Source organism: Phytopseudomonas straminea, from assembly GCF_900112645.1.
GTDB classification, from domain to species: Bacteria; Pseudomonadota; Gammaproteobacteria; order Pseudomonadales; family Pseudomonadaceae; genus Aquipseudomonas; species Aquipseudomonas straminea.
On record NZ_FOMO01000003.1, the window covers coordinates 56,963 to 69,582 of the forward strand.

Genomic DNA, 12,620 nt, shown 5'->3' on the forward strand with positions numbered 1-12,620 from the left:
GGCCGGCATGATAAGCCGAGCTGCTGGTGTGGCGATACCGCGAGCCGGCGGCGCGGCTCAACCTTCGTTCTCGGCCTTGAGAAAGTCCACGAAGGCGCGCAGCGGCGAGGGCACGTGGCGGCGGTCGTTGTAGTACAGGTATGGGCCGTCGAAGCCTTGCCACCAGTCCGGCAGTACCGGCACCAGCGCACCCTGTTCGAACAGCGGGCCGAGGTATTCCTCGAAGGTGTAGATGATGCCGACGCCGGCCACGGCGGCCCCCACTTCCAGATCCTGGGAAGACGACAGCAGCGGCCCCTGGGGCGGCACGCGGATTATCTCGCCATCCTTCTCCAGCTCCCAGACGCCCAGCTTGCCGCTCTCGAAACGGTGGCCGATCAGGCGGTGTTCGAGCAGGTCGCGCGGGTGCTGCGGCGTGCCGTGGCGCTGCAGATAGCCTGGCGCGGCACCGGCCACGAAGCGCTGCCGGCGCGGCCCGATGGGCACGGCGATCATGTCCTTGGCCAGGCTTTCCTCGTAGCGCACGCCGGCATCGAAGCCGGTGGCGACCACGTCGATAAAGGTGTTGTCCATGGCCACCTCCACGCTTACGCCGGGGTAGCGCTCGAGAAAGGCGGGAATCAGGCGCGGCAGCACGAAGCGGGCGATGGGTACCGGCACGTTGAGACGCAGGGTGCCCACGGGTTGTTGCGCCTCGTCGTCGAGGTCGCTGAAGGCTGCGTCGATTTCATCGAGCGCCGGGCGCAGCCGATCCAGCAGGCGCGCGCCCACTTCGGTGGGGTACACGCTGCGGGTGGTGCGGTTGAGCAGGCGCACGCCGAGATCGCTTTCCAGGCGGCGTACGCAATCGCTGATCGACGAGGCCGGCATGCCGCGTTTCTGCGCGGCTACCCGAAAACCGCCGGCTTCGACCACCGCAGCGAACAGGGCGACATCAGTCAGGTTGGGCTGGCGCATGCTGATGGCTCTCGAACTGGAAGGTCTTGATCGTACGGATGGCCGTACACGGCGTCCAGTTTTATACGGCTTATCGTGGCGTGCTGCCCGTTGAACAATGGTTCTCGTCGACGGGCTGCGCTGTTGCGAGCCGTCGGACTTCCCACCCACAAGAGGACCGAACAATGACAACCTACAGCCTGCAAACGCTCCCCCTGGCCAGCCCTGGCATCGCCTGGCGCAAGTGGCTGGCGACTCTCAGCCTGACCCTGGGCTTCGCCCTCGAGGCGGGCAATGCTTCCGCCGAGCAAAGCGCACCCAAGCCGGACTGGAGCCTGGTCGACATGCCCTCGCAGAGCGGGCGCATCTTCCTGGTCACTGGTGGCACCAGCGGCATGGGCTTCGAAGACGCCAAGGCCCTGGCCGCCGCCGGCGCCGAAGTGGTGATCGCCGCCCGCAATCCGCAGCGCGGCAGGGAAGCGATGGCGCGCATCAAGGAGGAAATTCGCGGCGCCCAGGTGCAGTTCGAGGAAGTCGACCTGGCCGATCTGGCCTCGGTGAAAGCCCTTGGCGAGCGCCTCAATGCCAAGCTCCCGCGCCTCGATGGGCTGATCAACAACGCTGCGGTCATGGCGCCGCCCGAGCGCCGAACCTCGGCCGATGGCCATGAACTGCAGCTGGCCACCAATTACCTGGGGCATTTCGCGCTGACCGGCCATGTGCTGCCGCTGCTGCGCAAGAGCACCGCGCCGCGGGTGGTCACCCTGTCGAGCATCGCGGTGTTGCGTGGCAACCTCGACCTCGATGACCTGCAGTCCGAGCGGGCCTACAACCCTTACGCCTCCTATGCGCAGTCCAAGCTGGCGACCCTGATGTTCGCCTTCGAGTTGCAGCGCCGCAGTGAGCAGGAGGGCTGGGGCATCCAGAGCATCGCCGCGCATCCGGGCGTGGCCGTGACCGAACTGATCGCCCGTGGCCCGGGGCTGGACAGCGACTTTGGCCGCAACTGGGCCAAGGATCGTGACGAGTACCACTCCGCCGCCCAGGGCGCACTGCCGACGCTCTACGCTGCCACCGCGCACCAGGCTCAGGGCGGCGCCTATTACGGCCCGACCGGCGAGGAAGAAAAGCGCGGGCCGCTCGGCCTCGCTACGGTGCCGGCAGCCGCTCAGGACGCCGAGGCCGCTGCACGCCTGTGGACGATCGCCGAGCAACTGACCAGCGTGACCTACCACTGACCAACCGCCAGGAGCGCCCATCATGTTTCCCACTATTCTGGTGCGGCGCCTTGGCGCCGCCATCAACGCCGAGCGCCACGAGGTGGGGCCGGCACTGGCCGGCTTCGCGCTGTTCTTCTGCCTGTTCTCCGGCTATTTCATGCTGCGGCCCATCCGCGAGTCGATGGGCATCATGGCCGGGGTGGAGAACCTGCAATGGCTGTTCACCGCCACCTTCGTGGTGATGCTTGTGGCTGTGCCGCTGTTCGCCTGGCTCAGCTCGCGGGTACCGCGTATCCACTTCGTCAGCTGGGTGTACGGCTTCTTTTGCCTGAACCTGCTGGCCTTTGCCGTGCTGTTTCAGCTCAGTGACGACAGCGTCTGGCTGGCGCGGGTTTTCTACGTGTGGATCTCGGTCTACAACCTGTTCGTGGTGTCGGTGGCCTGGAGCCTGATGGCCGACGTGTTCGACAGCCAGCAGGCCAAGCGTCTGTTCGCCTTCATCGCCGCCGGTGCCAGTGTCGGCGGCCTGGTCGGGCCGGCCATTAGCGCGCTGCTGGTCGGTGTCGTTGGTGAAAGCGGCCTGGTACTGCTGGCCGGCGTGCTGCTAGGCATCGCCCTGGCCCTCAAGGCGCCGCTGATGTGCTGGCGGGAGGTCGGCGGCGCGGGCCGCCCGGGCGCCGTGAAGGCCGAGAGTTCGCGCAAGCCGGTGGCCGGCAACCCGTTCAGTGGCCTGACGCGGGTGCTGCAGTCGCCGTATCTCTTGGCCATCGCCGCCTTCGTGGTGCTGCTCGCCACGGTGACCACCTTTCTGTACTTCGAACAAGCGCGCCTGGTGGCCGAGCGTTTCCCGGATCGCGATGCGCAGATCCGTGTGTTCGGCATCATCGACGTGATCGTGCAGGCCGGCGCCTTGCTGTCGCAGGTGTTCATCACCGGCCGCATCGCCCAGAAACTGGGCGTGCGCGTGCTCCTGGCCATCGTGCCGCTGCTGGTCTGCGTGGGCTTTATAGGCCTCGCCCTGGCGCCCACCTTCGCCATGCTGGCGGCGCTGATGATCGTGCGACGCATCGGCGAATACGCCTTCGTGCGTCCCGGCCGGGAAATGCTTTTCGCCCCGCTGGACGCGGAGAGCAAATACAAGGCGAAGAACTTTATCGACACCGTGGTCTACCGCGCCGGCGATGCCCTTAGCGGCTGGGTGAAGAGCTTTCTCGACCTGCTCGGCCAGGGCGCCGTGCTGGTGGCGCTGGTGGGTGCTGGTTGCGCCTTGGTCTGGAGCGCGTTGGGTTGGTATCTGGGCAGACGTGCGGATGAGATGAGTGCATCAGACGCCACCGAGGAGAAGGGCGGACGTAGGCAAGGGCTAGCAGGACGCTAGAACGACTGGCCGCTCCCATCTCAACGGTGGGAGCGTTTTTGCTTGCTTTGCTTCAAGGACGAATCGCTGCACTCAGGTTGATACGTGCCTGCGCCTCGAGCCGCTCGCGGAAATAGGGCGTGCTGTAAATGCTCGGGCGAGTCAGAAATGAGCTGAGTACCGCTTTGCGCTTCATGCTGTAAACGGGTTCCGGCACCCAGCTGTATTCAGCCCGTATCTGCCTGTCGTATTCGGCAAAGCGCTCCGGTGCGGCACCAAGAATCGACAGGTCAATATCGACCAACAGGCGCTCATCACCATCGACGGGTGCCGCATCGTGCCGGGTAGCCATGATCAGTTGCTCGACACGGTTCTGCGTAGGCTGTGATGCTTCGCAGGAGAGCAGGGCACGTACAGCCCAATCGACACTCTGCCGTTCGTTCGTAGTACCGCGAACGTCATAGACGGCGTCGTGGAACCACAAGGCAATTTCGACTTCTTCGGGGTGTTCGGCCAAATCACGAACCTGCTCGAAGAGCGCCAGGCATTCCTCAAGATGCTGCAGGCAGTGATAGTGGCGCTGAGGCTCCGCATAGGCAGCCAGCAGCGCCTCGAAGAGAGTGGCATCAGGGGGCAGACCAAGGCCTGACCAGGCGCGTGTCCAGGATTTTTCGAAAATGCTCATCGGATGGATTACCGCTATGTCGCTGCCTGTGAGGGTAGGGTGGATGACGCTGTTTCCATCCACCGCAGCGATATTGGACCGTCACCAGTGCCATGAATAGTGCGGTGGACAAGCTTCGCGTTGTCCCCCTACCTGGCTAGACGCCAACAACGCTAAGGCAGTCGCTATCACGGAATATGTGGTCAAGGGCTTCGCGTAGCGCCAGGAATTCATTCTGATTCAGGTGGAAGGAAATAGTCAGGTGATCCATGTCGTCTAGCGCTGCAGCAGCCTGCGGCTCAAAGGTGACGTCAGCTCCGTTCGGGCTGAGTTCAAAGCGAGAAATTCCGCCGTACCTCGATTTGTCCTGGCTGCACCACTCTATGTGATACGTATCCATGCCAAGAGCATGATCCTGCTCATCGTGCTCAAAAGCCCGTTGGAGCATCAGGTAAAACCGGGTATCAAACTGCTGGTCGGCGAAACCAACAAGGTGAAAATAACCATCGGGTTGCTCCATCGCTACGCATTTTGCCTCGTAAGCGAAACTACTCATTCTGCTGCCTTACGTTTGGTTAGGGGCGGACTTGTGCCGGTCCGAGTAAGCGAAGGGATGATTGGAGCCCGTATCAGTCTGGCGGACCGTTGGCTTCAATTTTCTCTATATGCGCCGGCACTGAGCCATCCCAGAAGCACTTTAGGCATCGACCGTTCTGGAAGGTATGAGTGCAGTTTGGATAGCCATAAAGCGTATGCGCGCATTCAGGGCACAGCGCAGCCATGCTGGACGCTTTCGTATAGAACAAGCTCCCACATTCATCGCAGCTTTGGGTCGGTGCATTTACCATCGTGCTGTATGCCTAGCAAGTAGGGTGGATGGCGCTTTTCTATCCACCGTTGCGATATTGAATCGCCAAGGTTATGTGCGGTGGACAAGCTGCGTATTGCCGCCTTACCTGGCTGCCCGCTAGTTGGCAGGCTGTTCAAATGGCTTGAGCAGGCCGGTGCTTTTCAAGTAGGCCTCCAGTTTCTGGCTCAAACCGTCAGGGTCCTTCCAGTAGGCCCTATCTATTTCTTCAAGCTCGATGCTCCAGGCAGGTAGCGCGGCCAATTCATCTTCTGGGTAGAGCGGCATGGCCTGCCAGCGTTCATGGCGGTCAACAGGCGGTTGCTGGCTGCCGAACAGCACCTGCGCGGCACGTTGCAGCAAGCCCAAGGCTTGTGTCGCCCCGAGCGCCTTTAGCCCCGCAACCGCTTCGTTATACAGCGCGCCTGAGCTGTTGCTGAAGAACTGGTGCATACCGCCGTTGTACACCTCGCCCTCCAATACGCTAACTGCGAAGTAGAGCTTTTCTTCTGGGGTCAATGAAGCGAATGCTTGGTCGCTCGCGTGAGCTTTCTCAACCAGATGATGCCAGTGGGCGCGCTGTGGGTCGTAGGCTCTCTGCTGGCGATATCGCTCCTTCGACTTCTCCATGTTTTCCCGATTGCCTTGCTTGCACGGCATGCACAGGCCGTCGGTCCTCAAGGCCGTGGTGGGAAGAATCAAGGCGCCGCAGGTCTTGCAGGGTAACTTCTCCGACATGGGGCTGATCTCGTGTAGATGGGCTGCGCCGTGGTGGCTACTCAGGCCGCTCATGTCGATAGAGCGCGCCAGTTGATCGTCAATACATAACCCGGATGCCTTCGCCGCAGCGTGCGGTAAAGCGCGCTAGGCGCTCACGATGCGCCTGCTCATCGCACTGATGCTGATTCGACAGCCTATTGGCGTGCCTTATGGCGGCGTTGAAGGCAGCCTCTTCGCCAGGCAAGGCGGGTTCAAAGTCGCCCCAGACTCTATGGTCTTCGTCGAACTGGGCGTCCCAGCTTCTGAAAACCAAGTTGTATTGATGGTTCTCTTCATCTTCATCGTATTGCGCCGTATCGACTTCCAAGGCGACACGGCCTCCGAAGTTGGGGACGGGCGAGCGTAGCGCTGCCCAGGCCATGCTGCTATCGGGCGAGAACTTCACCACGACAAGACCCGGCTCCCACTCCACGCACCAGTAGATGTCTTCGCCGCTGAGTAAGTAGCTGTAACGTGCACCGGTTTGCAGTATCGCGGCGGGCCCATCGAGATACTCCTCATCGCTCAGTGGTTGCAGATGAGGGATCACGCAACGGGTGAAATAGTCAGCATCCTGCGGCGCGACCGAGCCGGTGTACATGCCGTCTGGGCAGGATTGTTCACTGATGAATACGACGTACTTCATGGCACCTCGGCATATCCAGTTGAATGGCGCTTGCTGCGCTGTGGAGCGTAGCGGCTGAAGCTACATCAGGGCAAAAGCCGATGGCCAGCGTGCCTATTACAGGTTCGCGGCCCATTCACTGGCGGGGAACATGGGTTCGCCACTTTCGTTAATCAGAAAGACGTTTGCTGGCGAACCGCAAAAGAGCGGTGAAATCTCTTCTTCGCTAAACCCTGCCAGGCCACAGCCAATTTTTGACAGGAGATATCGATTGTCGGGATGCAGTCGCGCATGCTCGATAAAGTCTTGAACGTACGAGCCTACTTTCTCGAGTGGCAGGGTATGGCGCGGTGTGCTCTTGGTCGGGATCGCGTAGGCGCGGCCCTGCAAGCCTATGCCAATACCCCTGATTGCACCCCACTTCTTCACTGCTTAAGTGCAGCGCCCTTGCCGTGAATTCCCTACTCATTCGAGCCAGAAACAAAAATATCCGAAGTGCTCATTTCAACTCACTAACGTTTGGTTAAGGGGCGTCGGCAGAAGGTTTGAGCTCATAGTCATTCTGCAGGACCGCTGGCCTTTGGCGACGCGGGAGGCACCCATTCTGAACACGATGTTGGAGGCAATTCAGTGCGCCTGTGGATCAAAGTACGCCTCCCAGGTTTGCGTGGACGAGCCAAGCAAATTGGCCTGTTAAAAGCAAAATTAAGCTGCGCAAGTCATAGTGACCCCGCGCGATTACGTGAGGTGCTGGTCAAGATACATGACTGCTCGCTTCGAGAGCGATATCGGCTCTGGGCCGCCACCCTCGATAAAATCTGTCATTCGGCCGGGACATGGGAGGCTTTTGCCATTGACGAACTCAATGCCATGATCGTCGCCGCGATAATCATGCCAGTAACGAGCAACCAATTGGGTACCGTTGTAGATGCGGTAACTGTAGTTACCGAAGGCATCACGCCTAGACTCCTGTTCGATCCGGTAGCGCACGAGCTGCTCCTAAAGCCTAACGACTGAGCTCACAGGCGTCCAAAAGCGCAGCGTTTGGGTGTCAAGCGCTCTAAGTGGGGTAACGGTTAAGCGCATTGTCAGGCAGTTTTGTAAAGTATGCATAGTGCAATAAAGCCTAAGGATACTAATAAAACTAATTTGTTTATAGTGAACTCTATTGTGCGGCTGGTGATTGAGTGTTCGGGGTATTTGATAGGCCAAGATTTTGTTCTTGCAGCTTGAAGCAATATCTCAGGCGTGACTGGAATATGCTCGACTTGCCGGTATGGAGCAGGAGAGAATAGTGAGCCGATGCTCCAGCCTTCTTCACCATGATGAAAATACCATCTGTAAGGATTCATGTTTACCGCATATCTTTTAGCGAATTCTTCTTCTAGCTCAAAGAAATCATCGCCCTCAATCCCCAGGTCATAATTCAGATCGACAGAAGGCGCCATCTGCTTTCGTTTTAGACCTTGGGTTTCCTCAAGGAATTTGTAGATTTCTTCGATATTCATATTCGGCCTATACCCGAAGCAGCGGAATTTTTGTAGTGAATTGATTTGCGGGAGGCGTAGCATAAAAGCCAAAACAGTGGCCGAAAAATATCTTCGACTGCTTGCGGTTGTTAAGTGGCGACATGCGCATAAAGGGCGCGGTAAAAGTCTAAAACGTTTTCTCCTTGTTCGGGGCTGTGCTCAAATAATCCCCCGTCCCAGATATTGATTGTCTTTGCTTCTTCCCTGAGCGAAGCATAGTCGCCATTTAGTAGCATATTAACTCTTGCTTCGATATCGATTGCTTGCCAAGAAAGCTCGTCATGTTGAGATGATTTTCCATTGAATTCAGCTGCGCGCTGCCGTAATTCCGCAACCAACATATTGCCACGCAAAATAATATTTTCTCGAAGCATGCGCGATTGCCTAATGTTTGACGAGAGGGACGGGATCATTAGGTGTAGGTAAGGGTTGGTTCACCTAAAACCTCTCTGACTCTAAAGATTGCTTTCCTGCGACAAAGACTCTATACCTGTGATCGTTTCGGTGCTTGTACGCGGGAATATCATTGCGTATCGGCTCAATACCGATAGAGTTCAGCTTTTCTTCCAGCTGTTTTGCATCATTCTCATTCTTGAAGAAACCAACGATGTGCCAGTGCTGTTGATTCATGACGAGCGTGTAAAAGAATTCGCAAGCATCATCCTCTGAAGCGGATTTATATTCAGGCGGATAGTCTTGACCGCGCTCTGAGTAGTAAACGACCCACTCATTGCCGCGCCTCACGAGGCAAAAAGCATCATGCTTACTGCTATGGACTGAGAAGTGCGATTCGTTGCAGCCTTCAGCGAGCAACTTTTCGAAAACTTCTGAAGCAGTCATGACGATACCTAATATTTGGTTAAGGGGCGGGCTTTAGCCCGTCCCAGTGAGCGAAGCTAGCGGTTTTAACCAGTTGTTAGGCCTCGCGCAATATTACATAAGCAATGTTGGGGCTAAGGCTAAGTAACACTCACTCTCTGCCCCAAAGCTGGCCTATTATTCTCTCGTTGAATTCATTAAGTGTGTGGCGAGCAAGATTAATAAAAGCTATATCGGACTCGACTTGTTCTGGCTCAAACCTCTTGTATCGCTGTGTTATTCCACGCTTCTTGGATTGCGCCTTAACTCTAACGTAAGCACCTTTCTTTAAGCCAATCCAATCTGCGTGCGCGTACTCATTCCTGCGTTTTGAGCATTCGAGAAGCATCTTCTCAAGTTTGTTCAAGTCAGTGTGCATAAGTTTGACCTCTGCTGATTCGATTATCTGGCCATACAAGTGCATAAGAGATCGGCATTTAGCAGTGAACATCATTTCCGAGAGAAAGACATCCATTCGTTCATCTTGGTATGGATCGTGGAGCATCACATCGCGAATGCATTGTGCAATACCATCTTCTAGAGAGTTAAAGAAAATTACGATCCATCCAATCTGCGGTGCAAGTTCTTCAAGATAGGAACGTAGTTCATCATCAGAGTCTGTCGACTCGAACTGTTCTTCTGCTTCTCTTTGCGTAAAGTGGATTTCTGACATTGCTGGCCTAACACCGAAGTTAAGCCGCGCCGCGAGGCGGCGTCGGCTTGAATGAATTGTTAGGCGCCATGCTGCAGATCTTCGAGTGCGACCTCAAGCGCAGCGGCAAACTCGCCTACGAAAGTTGGCAGTTGCATGCTGGTGACGGTTGTGGCAAGAGCTTGCAGCAGCGGGGCAGCCGGAACCGCGACGCGATGATAGGCGCCAGTTCGCTCATTCCAGTCATACGCGTATATTCCCGCCTTTGCGTAGCTCTCCCACACGGCAGGTGAGCCCCAGCCCGCGACTGGAATGAGATCTCCAGTCGCGTTGTGGCTTCTCACGGCTGTCTCGACCTGTGCCGGTACGGGGCCCCAACCACCAGTGGCGAAGAGTCCAATAGCACCGCGGGAATCACGGGCAAACCAGTCGAATTCGCGACCCTCCAGCGCCTCAAAACTGTCCATGGCACCTAACGTTTGGTTAAGGAGTGGCGGAACGCCGTCCCGAGCGAAGCGAGCGGCTTGAACAATTTGTTAGCCGAGCTCTCATGCTTCGCTAGAAATAACATGAATGATTAACTCAAGCGAGCTGCCTGCCAGCAATGGTGGATTGTCTCGGCTTGAGTGAGTAAGGAAAAACAGAGCGCCTGGTTGTGTGTCAGATGGCATTGAGAAATAGGGGTAAAGGTAGTTTTTTAAGGACTCGGAGTAAGTTATGTAAATTTCCGATTCTTTAACCTCTATGGTGGCGAGCTTGCCATGACACTTGGTGTGCAGCGTGGAAAGCAAGGAGGTTGAGCTGCAAAGATCAAAGGATGCTGACGCGCCGTGCCTGCCTTTATGGATTGATCTAGCGACTGCATTGAGCTCAGCTGTCTTGCCGTAAAGGTGAAGTTCCTTGTTTTTTAACTCCGCAAACACGATTGCTCTCTGGCTGTAGATCTAAGGTCTTTAGTGGCTAACGTTTGGTTAAGGGGCAGGCTTTAGCCAGCCCCAGAGAACGAAATAAGCGATGTGAGCGTGTCGTTAGGTGCTACTCATAAAATTCTCGCAGTGAAGGAAGGCAGTGAATTGCTCTCAGGTATTGATAGCAGTAGGCCTTGAGTCAAATAGGACTCGCCAGCTTCTTTGCGCCGTCCCACACATAACGCTCCCCACCACCAAAATAACTCCACTGGCCATAAAACTCCGTGAAGCGGTCATCGAAGTTGAGTTCTAGATGGCCGTAGCCGTATTTGTCTACCCACACGCACTTCAGAAGCTGGCTGTGCAGGCGTTTGCAGTCCTTGAGCCGGCCTTTGGTTTCGCCATCTTGGTCGGTTATTACATAGGTGCCTGAAAGGGTTTCTTTGCCGCTCCAGCGCAAGGATGTAACGACCTTGTCCAGTTTGCCGGCGTTTTCGACCTGGCCCACGTAATCGCCTGCCATATTCGGTTTAGCGGCAACAGCCAGGGCTGGGCAGCAGGTAATAAGCAAAACGAAAAGGGTGGTCGGGCTTGGGGCTAAGCCATGCCGCTTGGCGGTGCAAAAGGGGGAGGTGGATAACATTCCTTGTTTTCTCACAGCTCAGATCCGGTTTGAGCGTTTGGCGTTTCGGTTACGAGTTGAAGATCGTCAGCGCCAGTTGGGGCTGGCAAGACACTACTCGGCTTGTACTGGCCATGTCCATCGCGCCAATAGAAAAACGCCCACTGGGTCAGGTGACGCAGTGGGCGTTTTGTAAGGCGAGGGCCTTAAACCCGCTCGGCCCACATATCGTACTCATCGGCGTCGACGATGCGCACACGCACCTTGTCGCCCGGTTGGAAGTCGGTGCCTTCGATGAACACGCTGCCGTCGATTTCCGGGGCGTCGGCCCAGGAGCGGGCGACGGCGCCCTGGTCGTCGACTTCGTCGATCAGCACGTCCATTTCGCGGCCGATCTTCAGTTGCAGGCGGGCGCAGCTGATGGCTTGCTGGTGGGCCATGAAGCGGTCCCAGCGATCCTGTTTGACGTCATCGGGCACGATATCCACGTCCAAGTCGTTGGCGGGCGCGCCTTCGACTGGCGAGTACTGGAAGCAGCCGACGCGGTCGAGTTGGGCTTCGGTCAGCCAGTCGAGCAGGTACTGGAAGTCTTCCTCGGTTTCGCCGGGGAAGCCGACGATGAAGGTCGAGCGGATGGTCAGGTCCGGGCATTGCTCGCGCCAGGATTTGATGCGCGCCAGGGTGCGGTCTTCGAAGGCCGGGCGCTTCATCAGTTTGAGGACGCGCGGGCTGGCGTGCTGGAACGGGATGTCCAGGTACGGCAGCAGCTTGCCGGCGGCCATCAGCGGGATCACGTCGTCGACGTTGGGGTAGGGGTACACGTAGTGCAAGCGTACCCACACGCCCATGCTGGAGAGCGCTTCGCAGAGCTCTTTCATGCGCGTCTTGACCGGCTGGCCATTCCAGAAATCGGTCTTGTACTTGAGGTCAACACCGTAGGCGCTGGTGTCCTGGCTGATCACCAAGAGTTCCTTGACCCCGGCCTTGACCAGGCGCTCGGCCTCGCTGAGCACGTCCCCGACCGGGCGGCTGACCAGCTTGCCGCGCATCGAGGGGATGATGCAGAAGCTGCAGCTGTGGTTGCAGCCTTCGGAAATCTTCAGGTAGGCGTAGTGGCGCGGAGTGAGCTTGACGCCTTGCGGCGGGATCAGGTCGACCAGCGGGTTGTGGTCCTGGCGCGGCGGCACCACTTCGTGCACGGCGTTGACCACTTGCTCGTACTGCTGCGGGCCGGTGACGGATAGCACGCTGGGGTGCACGTCACGGATGTTGCCTTCCTCGACACCCATGCAGCCGGTGACGATGACCTTGCCGTTTTCCTTGATGGCTTCGCCGATCACCTCCAGGGACTCGGCCTTGGCGCTGTCGATGAAGCCGCAGGTGTTGACCACCACCACGTCGGCGTCCTGGTAGGTCGGCACCACTTCATAACCTTCCATGCGCAGCTGGGTCAGGATGCGTTCGGAGTCAACGAGCGCCTTCGGGCATCCGAGGCTTACAAAGCCGACTTTCGGGGTGGCGGTGGTGGTCATGCAGGTGAACCTCAGGGCTAAGACGGGCCGGGCGCTTTGGGCGCCTCTGGTCAAAAAGTGCGCAATTCTAGCGGCGTGTGAGGCACTTTTCCAGCACTGCCGACAGGATGT

16 protein-coding genes are annotated in these 12,620 nt (G+C 57.8%); 3 read left to right on the forward strand and 13 right to left on the reverse strand.

Going from position 1 to position 12,620, the window contains the following annotated elements; translation table 11 throughout:
• Positions 1-57: 57 nt before the first annotated feature.
• Positions 58-957, reverse strand: coding sequence for a LysR family transcriptional regulator (locus BM279_RS07980; protein WP_093502633.1), 900 nt, complete (start codon positions 955-957; stop codon positions 58-60).
• A 164-nt stretch (positions 958-1,121) separates the two neighbouring features.
• On the opposite strand from BM279_RS07980, the gene BM279_RS07985 reads away from it, so the two are divergent.
• Both BM279_RS07985 and BM279_RS07990 read left to right on the forward strand, forming a co-directional pair.
• The gene (locus BM279_RS07985; RefSeq protein ID WP_093502635.1) at positions 1,122-2,174 is read left to right on the forward strand and encodes an SDR family oxidoreductase; all 1,053 of its coding nucleotides are present in this window, start codon (positions 1,122-1,124) and stop codon (positions 2,172-2,174) included.
• Between the two features lie 22 nt (positions 2,175-2,196).
• Positions 2,197-3,534 (forward strand): NTP/NDP exchange transporter, encoded by a 1,338-nt coding sequence (locus BM279_RS07990; protein WP_093502637.1) that lies wholly within the window; start codon positions 2,197-2,199, stop codon positions 3,532-3,534.
• Between the two features lie 52 nt (positions 3,535-3,586).
• On the opposite strand, the gene BM279_RS07995 is transcribed toward BM279_RS07990, so the two are convergent.
• The 5 genes from BM279_RS07995 to BM279_RS08020 all read right to left on the reverse strand — a co-directional run bounded on the left by BM279_RS07995 (position 3,587) and on the right by BM279_RS08020 (position 6,837).
• Positions 3,587-4,198: an HD domain-containing protein gene (locus BM279_RS07995; protein WP_093502639.1), complete on the reverse strand. Its 612-nt coding sequence runs from the start codon at positions 4,196-4,198 to the stop codon at positions 3,587-3,589.
• A gap of 136 nt (positions 4,199-4,334) precedes the next feature.
• Positions 4,335-4,733, reverse strand: coding sequence for an Imm10 family immunity protein (locus BM279_RS08000; RefSeq protein WP_143103571.1), 399 nt, complete (start codon positions 4,731-4,733; stop codon positions 4,335-4,337).
• A 411-nt stretch (positions 4,734-5,144) separates the two neighbouring features.
• A complete protein-coding gene (locus tag BM279_RS08010; RefSeq protein ID WP_093502643.1) occupies positions 5,145-5,762 on the reverse strand; it encodes a DMP19 family protein in 618 nt (205 codons plus the stop codon).
• A 79-nt stretch (positions 5,763-5,841) separates the two neighbouring features.
• Positions 5,842-6,429, reverse strand: a complete 588-nt coding sequence (locus BM279_RS08015) for a hypothetical protein (protein WP_093502645.1) — start codon at positions 6,427-6,429, stop codon at positions 5,842-5,844.
• Between the two features lie 96 nt (positions 6,430-6,525).
• Positions 6,526-6,837 (reverse strand): A1S_2505 family phage non-structural protein, encoded by a 312-nt coding sequence (locus BM279_RS08020; RefSeq protein WP_208604529.1) that lies wholly within the window; start codon positions 6,835-6,837, stop codon positions 6,526-6,528.
• Positions 6,838-7,038: 201 nt separating this feature from the next.
• Between BM279_RS08020 and BM279_RS23345 the strand changes: the two genes are divergently transcribed.
• Complete coding sequence (locus BM279_RS23345) at positions 7,039-7,425, forward strand: hypothetical protein (protein ID WP_167363120.1); 387 nt, start codon at positions 7,039-7,041, stop codon at positions 7,423-7,425.
• 71 nt (positions 7,426-7,496) lie between these two features.
• Here the strand turns inward: BM279_RS23345 and BM279_RS08030 are convergent, their stop codons facing one another.
• The 7 genes from BM279_RS08030 to rimO all read right to left on the reverse strand — a co-directional run bounded on the left by BM279_RS08030 (position 7,497) and on the right by rimO (position 12,509).
• Positions 7,497-7,916 carry a DUF1493 family protein gene (locus BM279_RS08030; protein WP_167363121.1) on the reverse strand — a complete coding sequence of 140 codons (420 nt, stop codon included), beginning with the start codon at positions 7,914-7,916 and terminating at the stop codon, positions 7,497-7,499.
• 110 nt (positions 7,917-8,026) lie between these two features.
• Positions 8,027-8,311 (reverse strand): hypothetical protein, encoded by a 285-nt coding sequence (locus BM279_RS23100; RefSeq protein WP_143103573.1) that lies wholly within the window; start codon positions 8,309-8,311, stop codon positions 8,027-8,029.
• Positions 8,312-8,375: 64 nt separating this feature from the next.
• The gene (locus BM279_RS08035; protein ID WP_244154141.1) at positions 8,376-8,777 is read right to left on the reverse strand and encodes an SPOR domain-containing protein; all 402 of its coding nucleotides are present in this window, start codon (positions 8,775-8,777) and stop codon (positions 8,376-8,378) included.
• A 130-nt stretch (positions 8,778-8,907) separates the two neighbouring features.
• A complete protein-coding gene (locus BM279_RS23105; protein WP_143103574.1) occupies positions 8,908-9,468 on the reverse strand; it encodes a hypothetical protein in 561 nt (186 codons plus the stop codon).
• Between the two features lie 59 nt (positions 9,469-9,527).
• Positions 9,528-9,914, reverse strand: coding sequence for a hypothetical protein (locus BM279_RS08045; protein ID WP_093502653.1), 387 nt, complete (start codon positions 9,912-9,914; stop codon positions 9,528-9,530).
• A 640-nt stretch (positions 9,915-10,554) separates the two neighbouring features.
• Positions 10,555-10,998 (reverse strand): hypothetical protein, encoded by a 444-nt coding sequence (locus BM279_RS08050; RefSeq protein WP_143103575.1) that lies wholly within the window; start codon positions 10,996-10,998, stop codon positions 10,555-10,557.
• Positions 10,999-11,183: 185 nt separating this feature from the next.
• Positions 11,184-12,509 carry a 30S ribosomal protein S12 methylthiotransferase RimO gene (gene rimO, locus BM279_RS08055; RefSeq protein ID WP_093502657.1) on the reverse strand — a complete coding sequence of 442 codons (1,326 nt, stop codon included), beginning with the start codon at positions 12,507-12,509 and terminating at the stop codon, positions 11,184-11,186.
• Between the last annotated feature and the right edge of the window lie 111 nt (positions 12,510-12,620).

Bases quoted from the DNA above. Each gene is read 5' to 3' on its own strand.
- BM279_RS07980 (WP_093502633.1), bottom strand. From the start codon at position 957: ATGCGCCAGCCCAACCTGACTGATGTCGCCCTGTTCGCTGCGGTGGTC.
- BM279_RS08030 (WP_167363121.1), bottom strand. From the start codon at position 7,916: ATGAATATCGAAGAAATCTACAAATTCCTTGAGGAAACCCAAGGTCTA.
- BM279_RS08000 (WP_143103571.1), bottom strand. From the start codon at position 4,733: ATGAGTAGTTTCGCTTACGAGGCAAAATGCGTAGCGATGGAGCAACCC.
- BM279_RS08035 (WP_244154141.1), bottom strand. From the start codon at position 8,777: ATGACTGCTTCAGAAGTTTTCGAAAAGTTGCTCGCTGAAGGCTGCAAC.
- BM279_RS07985 (WP_093502635.1), top strand. From the start codon at position 1,122: ATGACAACCTACAGCCTGCAAACGCTCCCCCTGGCCAGCCCTGGCATC.
- BM279_RS08015 (WP_093502645.1), bottom strand. From the start codon at position 6,429: ATGAAGTACGTCGTATTCATCAGTGAACAATCCTGCCCAGACGGCATG.
- BM279_RS08010 (WP_093502643.1), bottom strand. From the start codon at position 5,762: ATGTCGGAGAAGTTACCCTGCAAGACCTGCGGCGCCTTGATTCTTCCC.
- BM279_RS07995 (WP_093502639.1), bottom strand. From the start codon at position 4,198: ATGAGCATTTTCGAAAAATCCTGGACACGCGCCTGGTCAGGCCTTGGT.
- BM279_RS07990 (WP_093502637.1), top strand. From the start codon at position 2,197: ATGTTTCCCACTATTCTGGTGCGGCGCCTTGGCGCCGCCATCAACGCC.
- BM279_RS23100 (WP_143103573.1), bottom strand. From the start codon at position 8,311: ATGCTTCGAGAAAATATTATTTTGCGTGGCAATATGTTGGTTGCGGAA.
- BM279_RS23105 (WP_143103574.1), bottom strand. From the start codon at position 9,468: ATGTCAGAAATCCACTTTACGCAAAGAGAAGCAGAAGAACAGTTCGAG.
- rimO (WP_093502657.1), bottom strand. From the start codon at position 12,509: ATGACCACCACCGCCACCCCGAAAGTCGGCTTTGTAAGCCTCGGATGC.
- BM279_RS08050 (WP_143103575.1), bottom strand. From the start codon at position 10,998: ATGTTATCCACCTCCCCCTTTTGCACCGCCAAGCGGCATGGCTTAGCC.
- BM279_RS08045 (WP_093502653.1), bottom strand. From the start codon at position 9,914: ATGGACAGTTTTGAGGCGCTGGAGGGTCGCGAATTCGACTGGTTTGCC.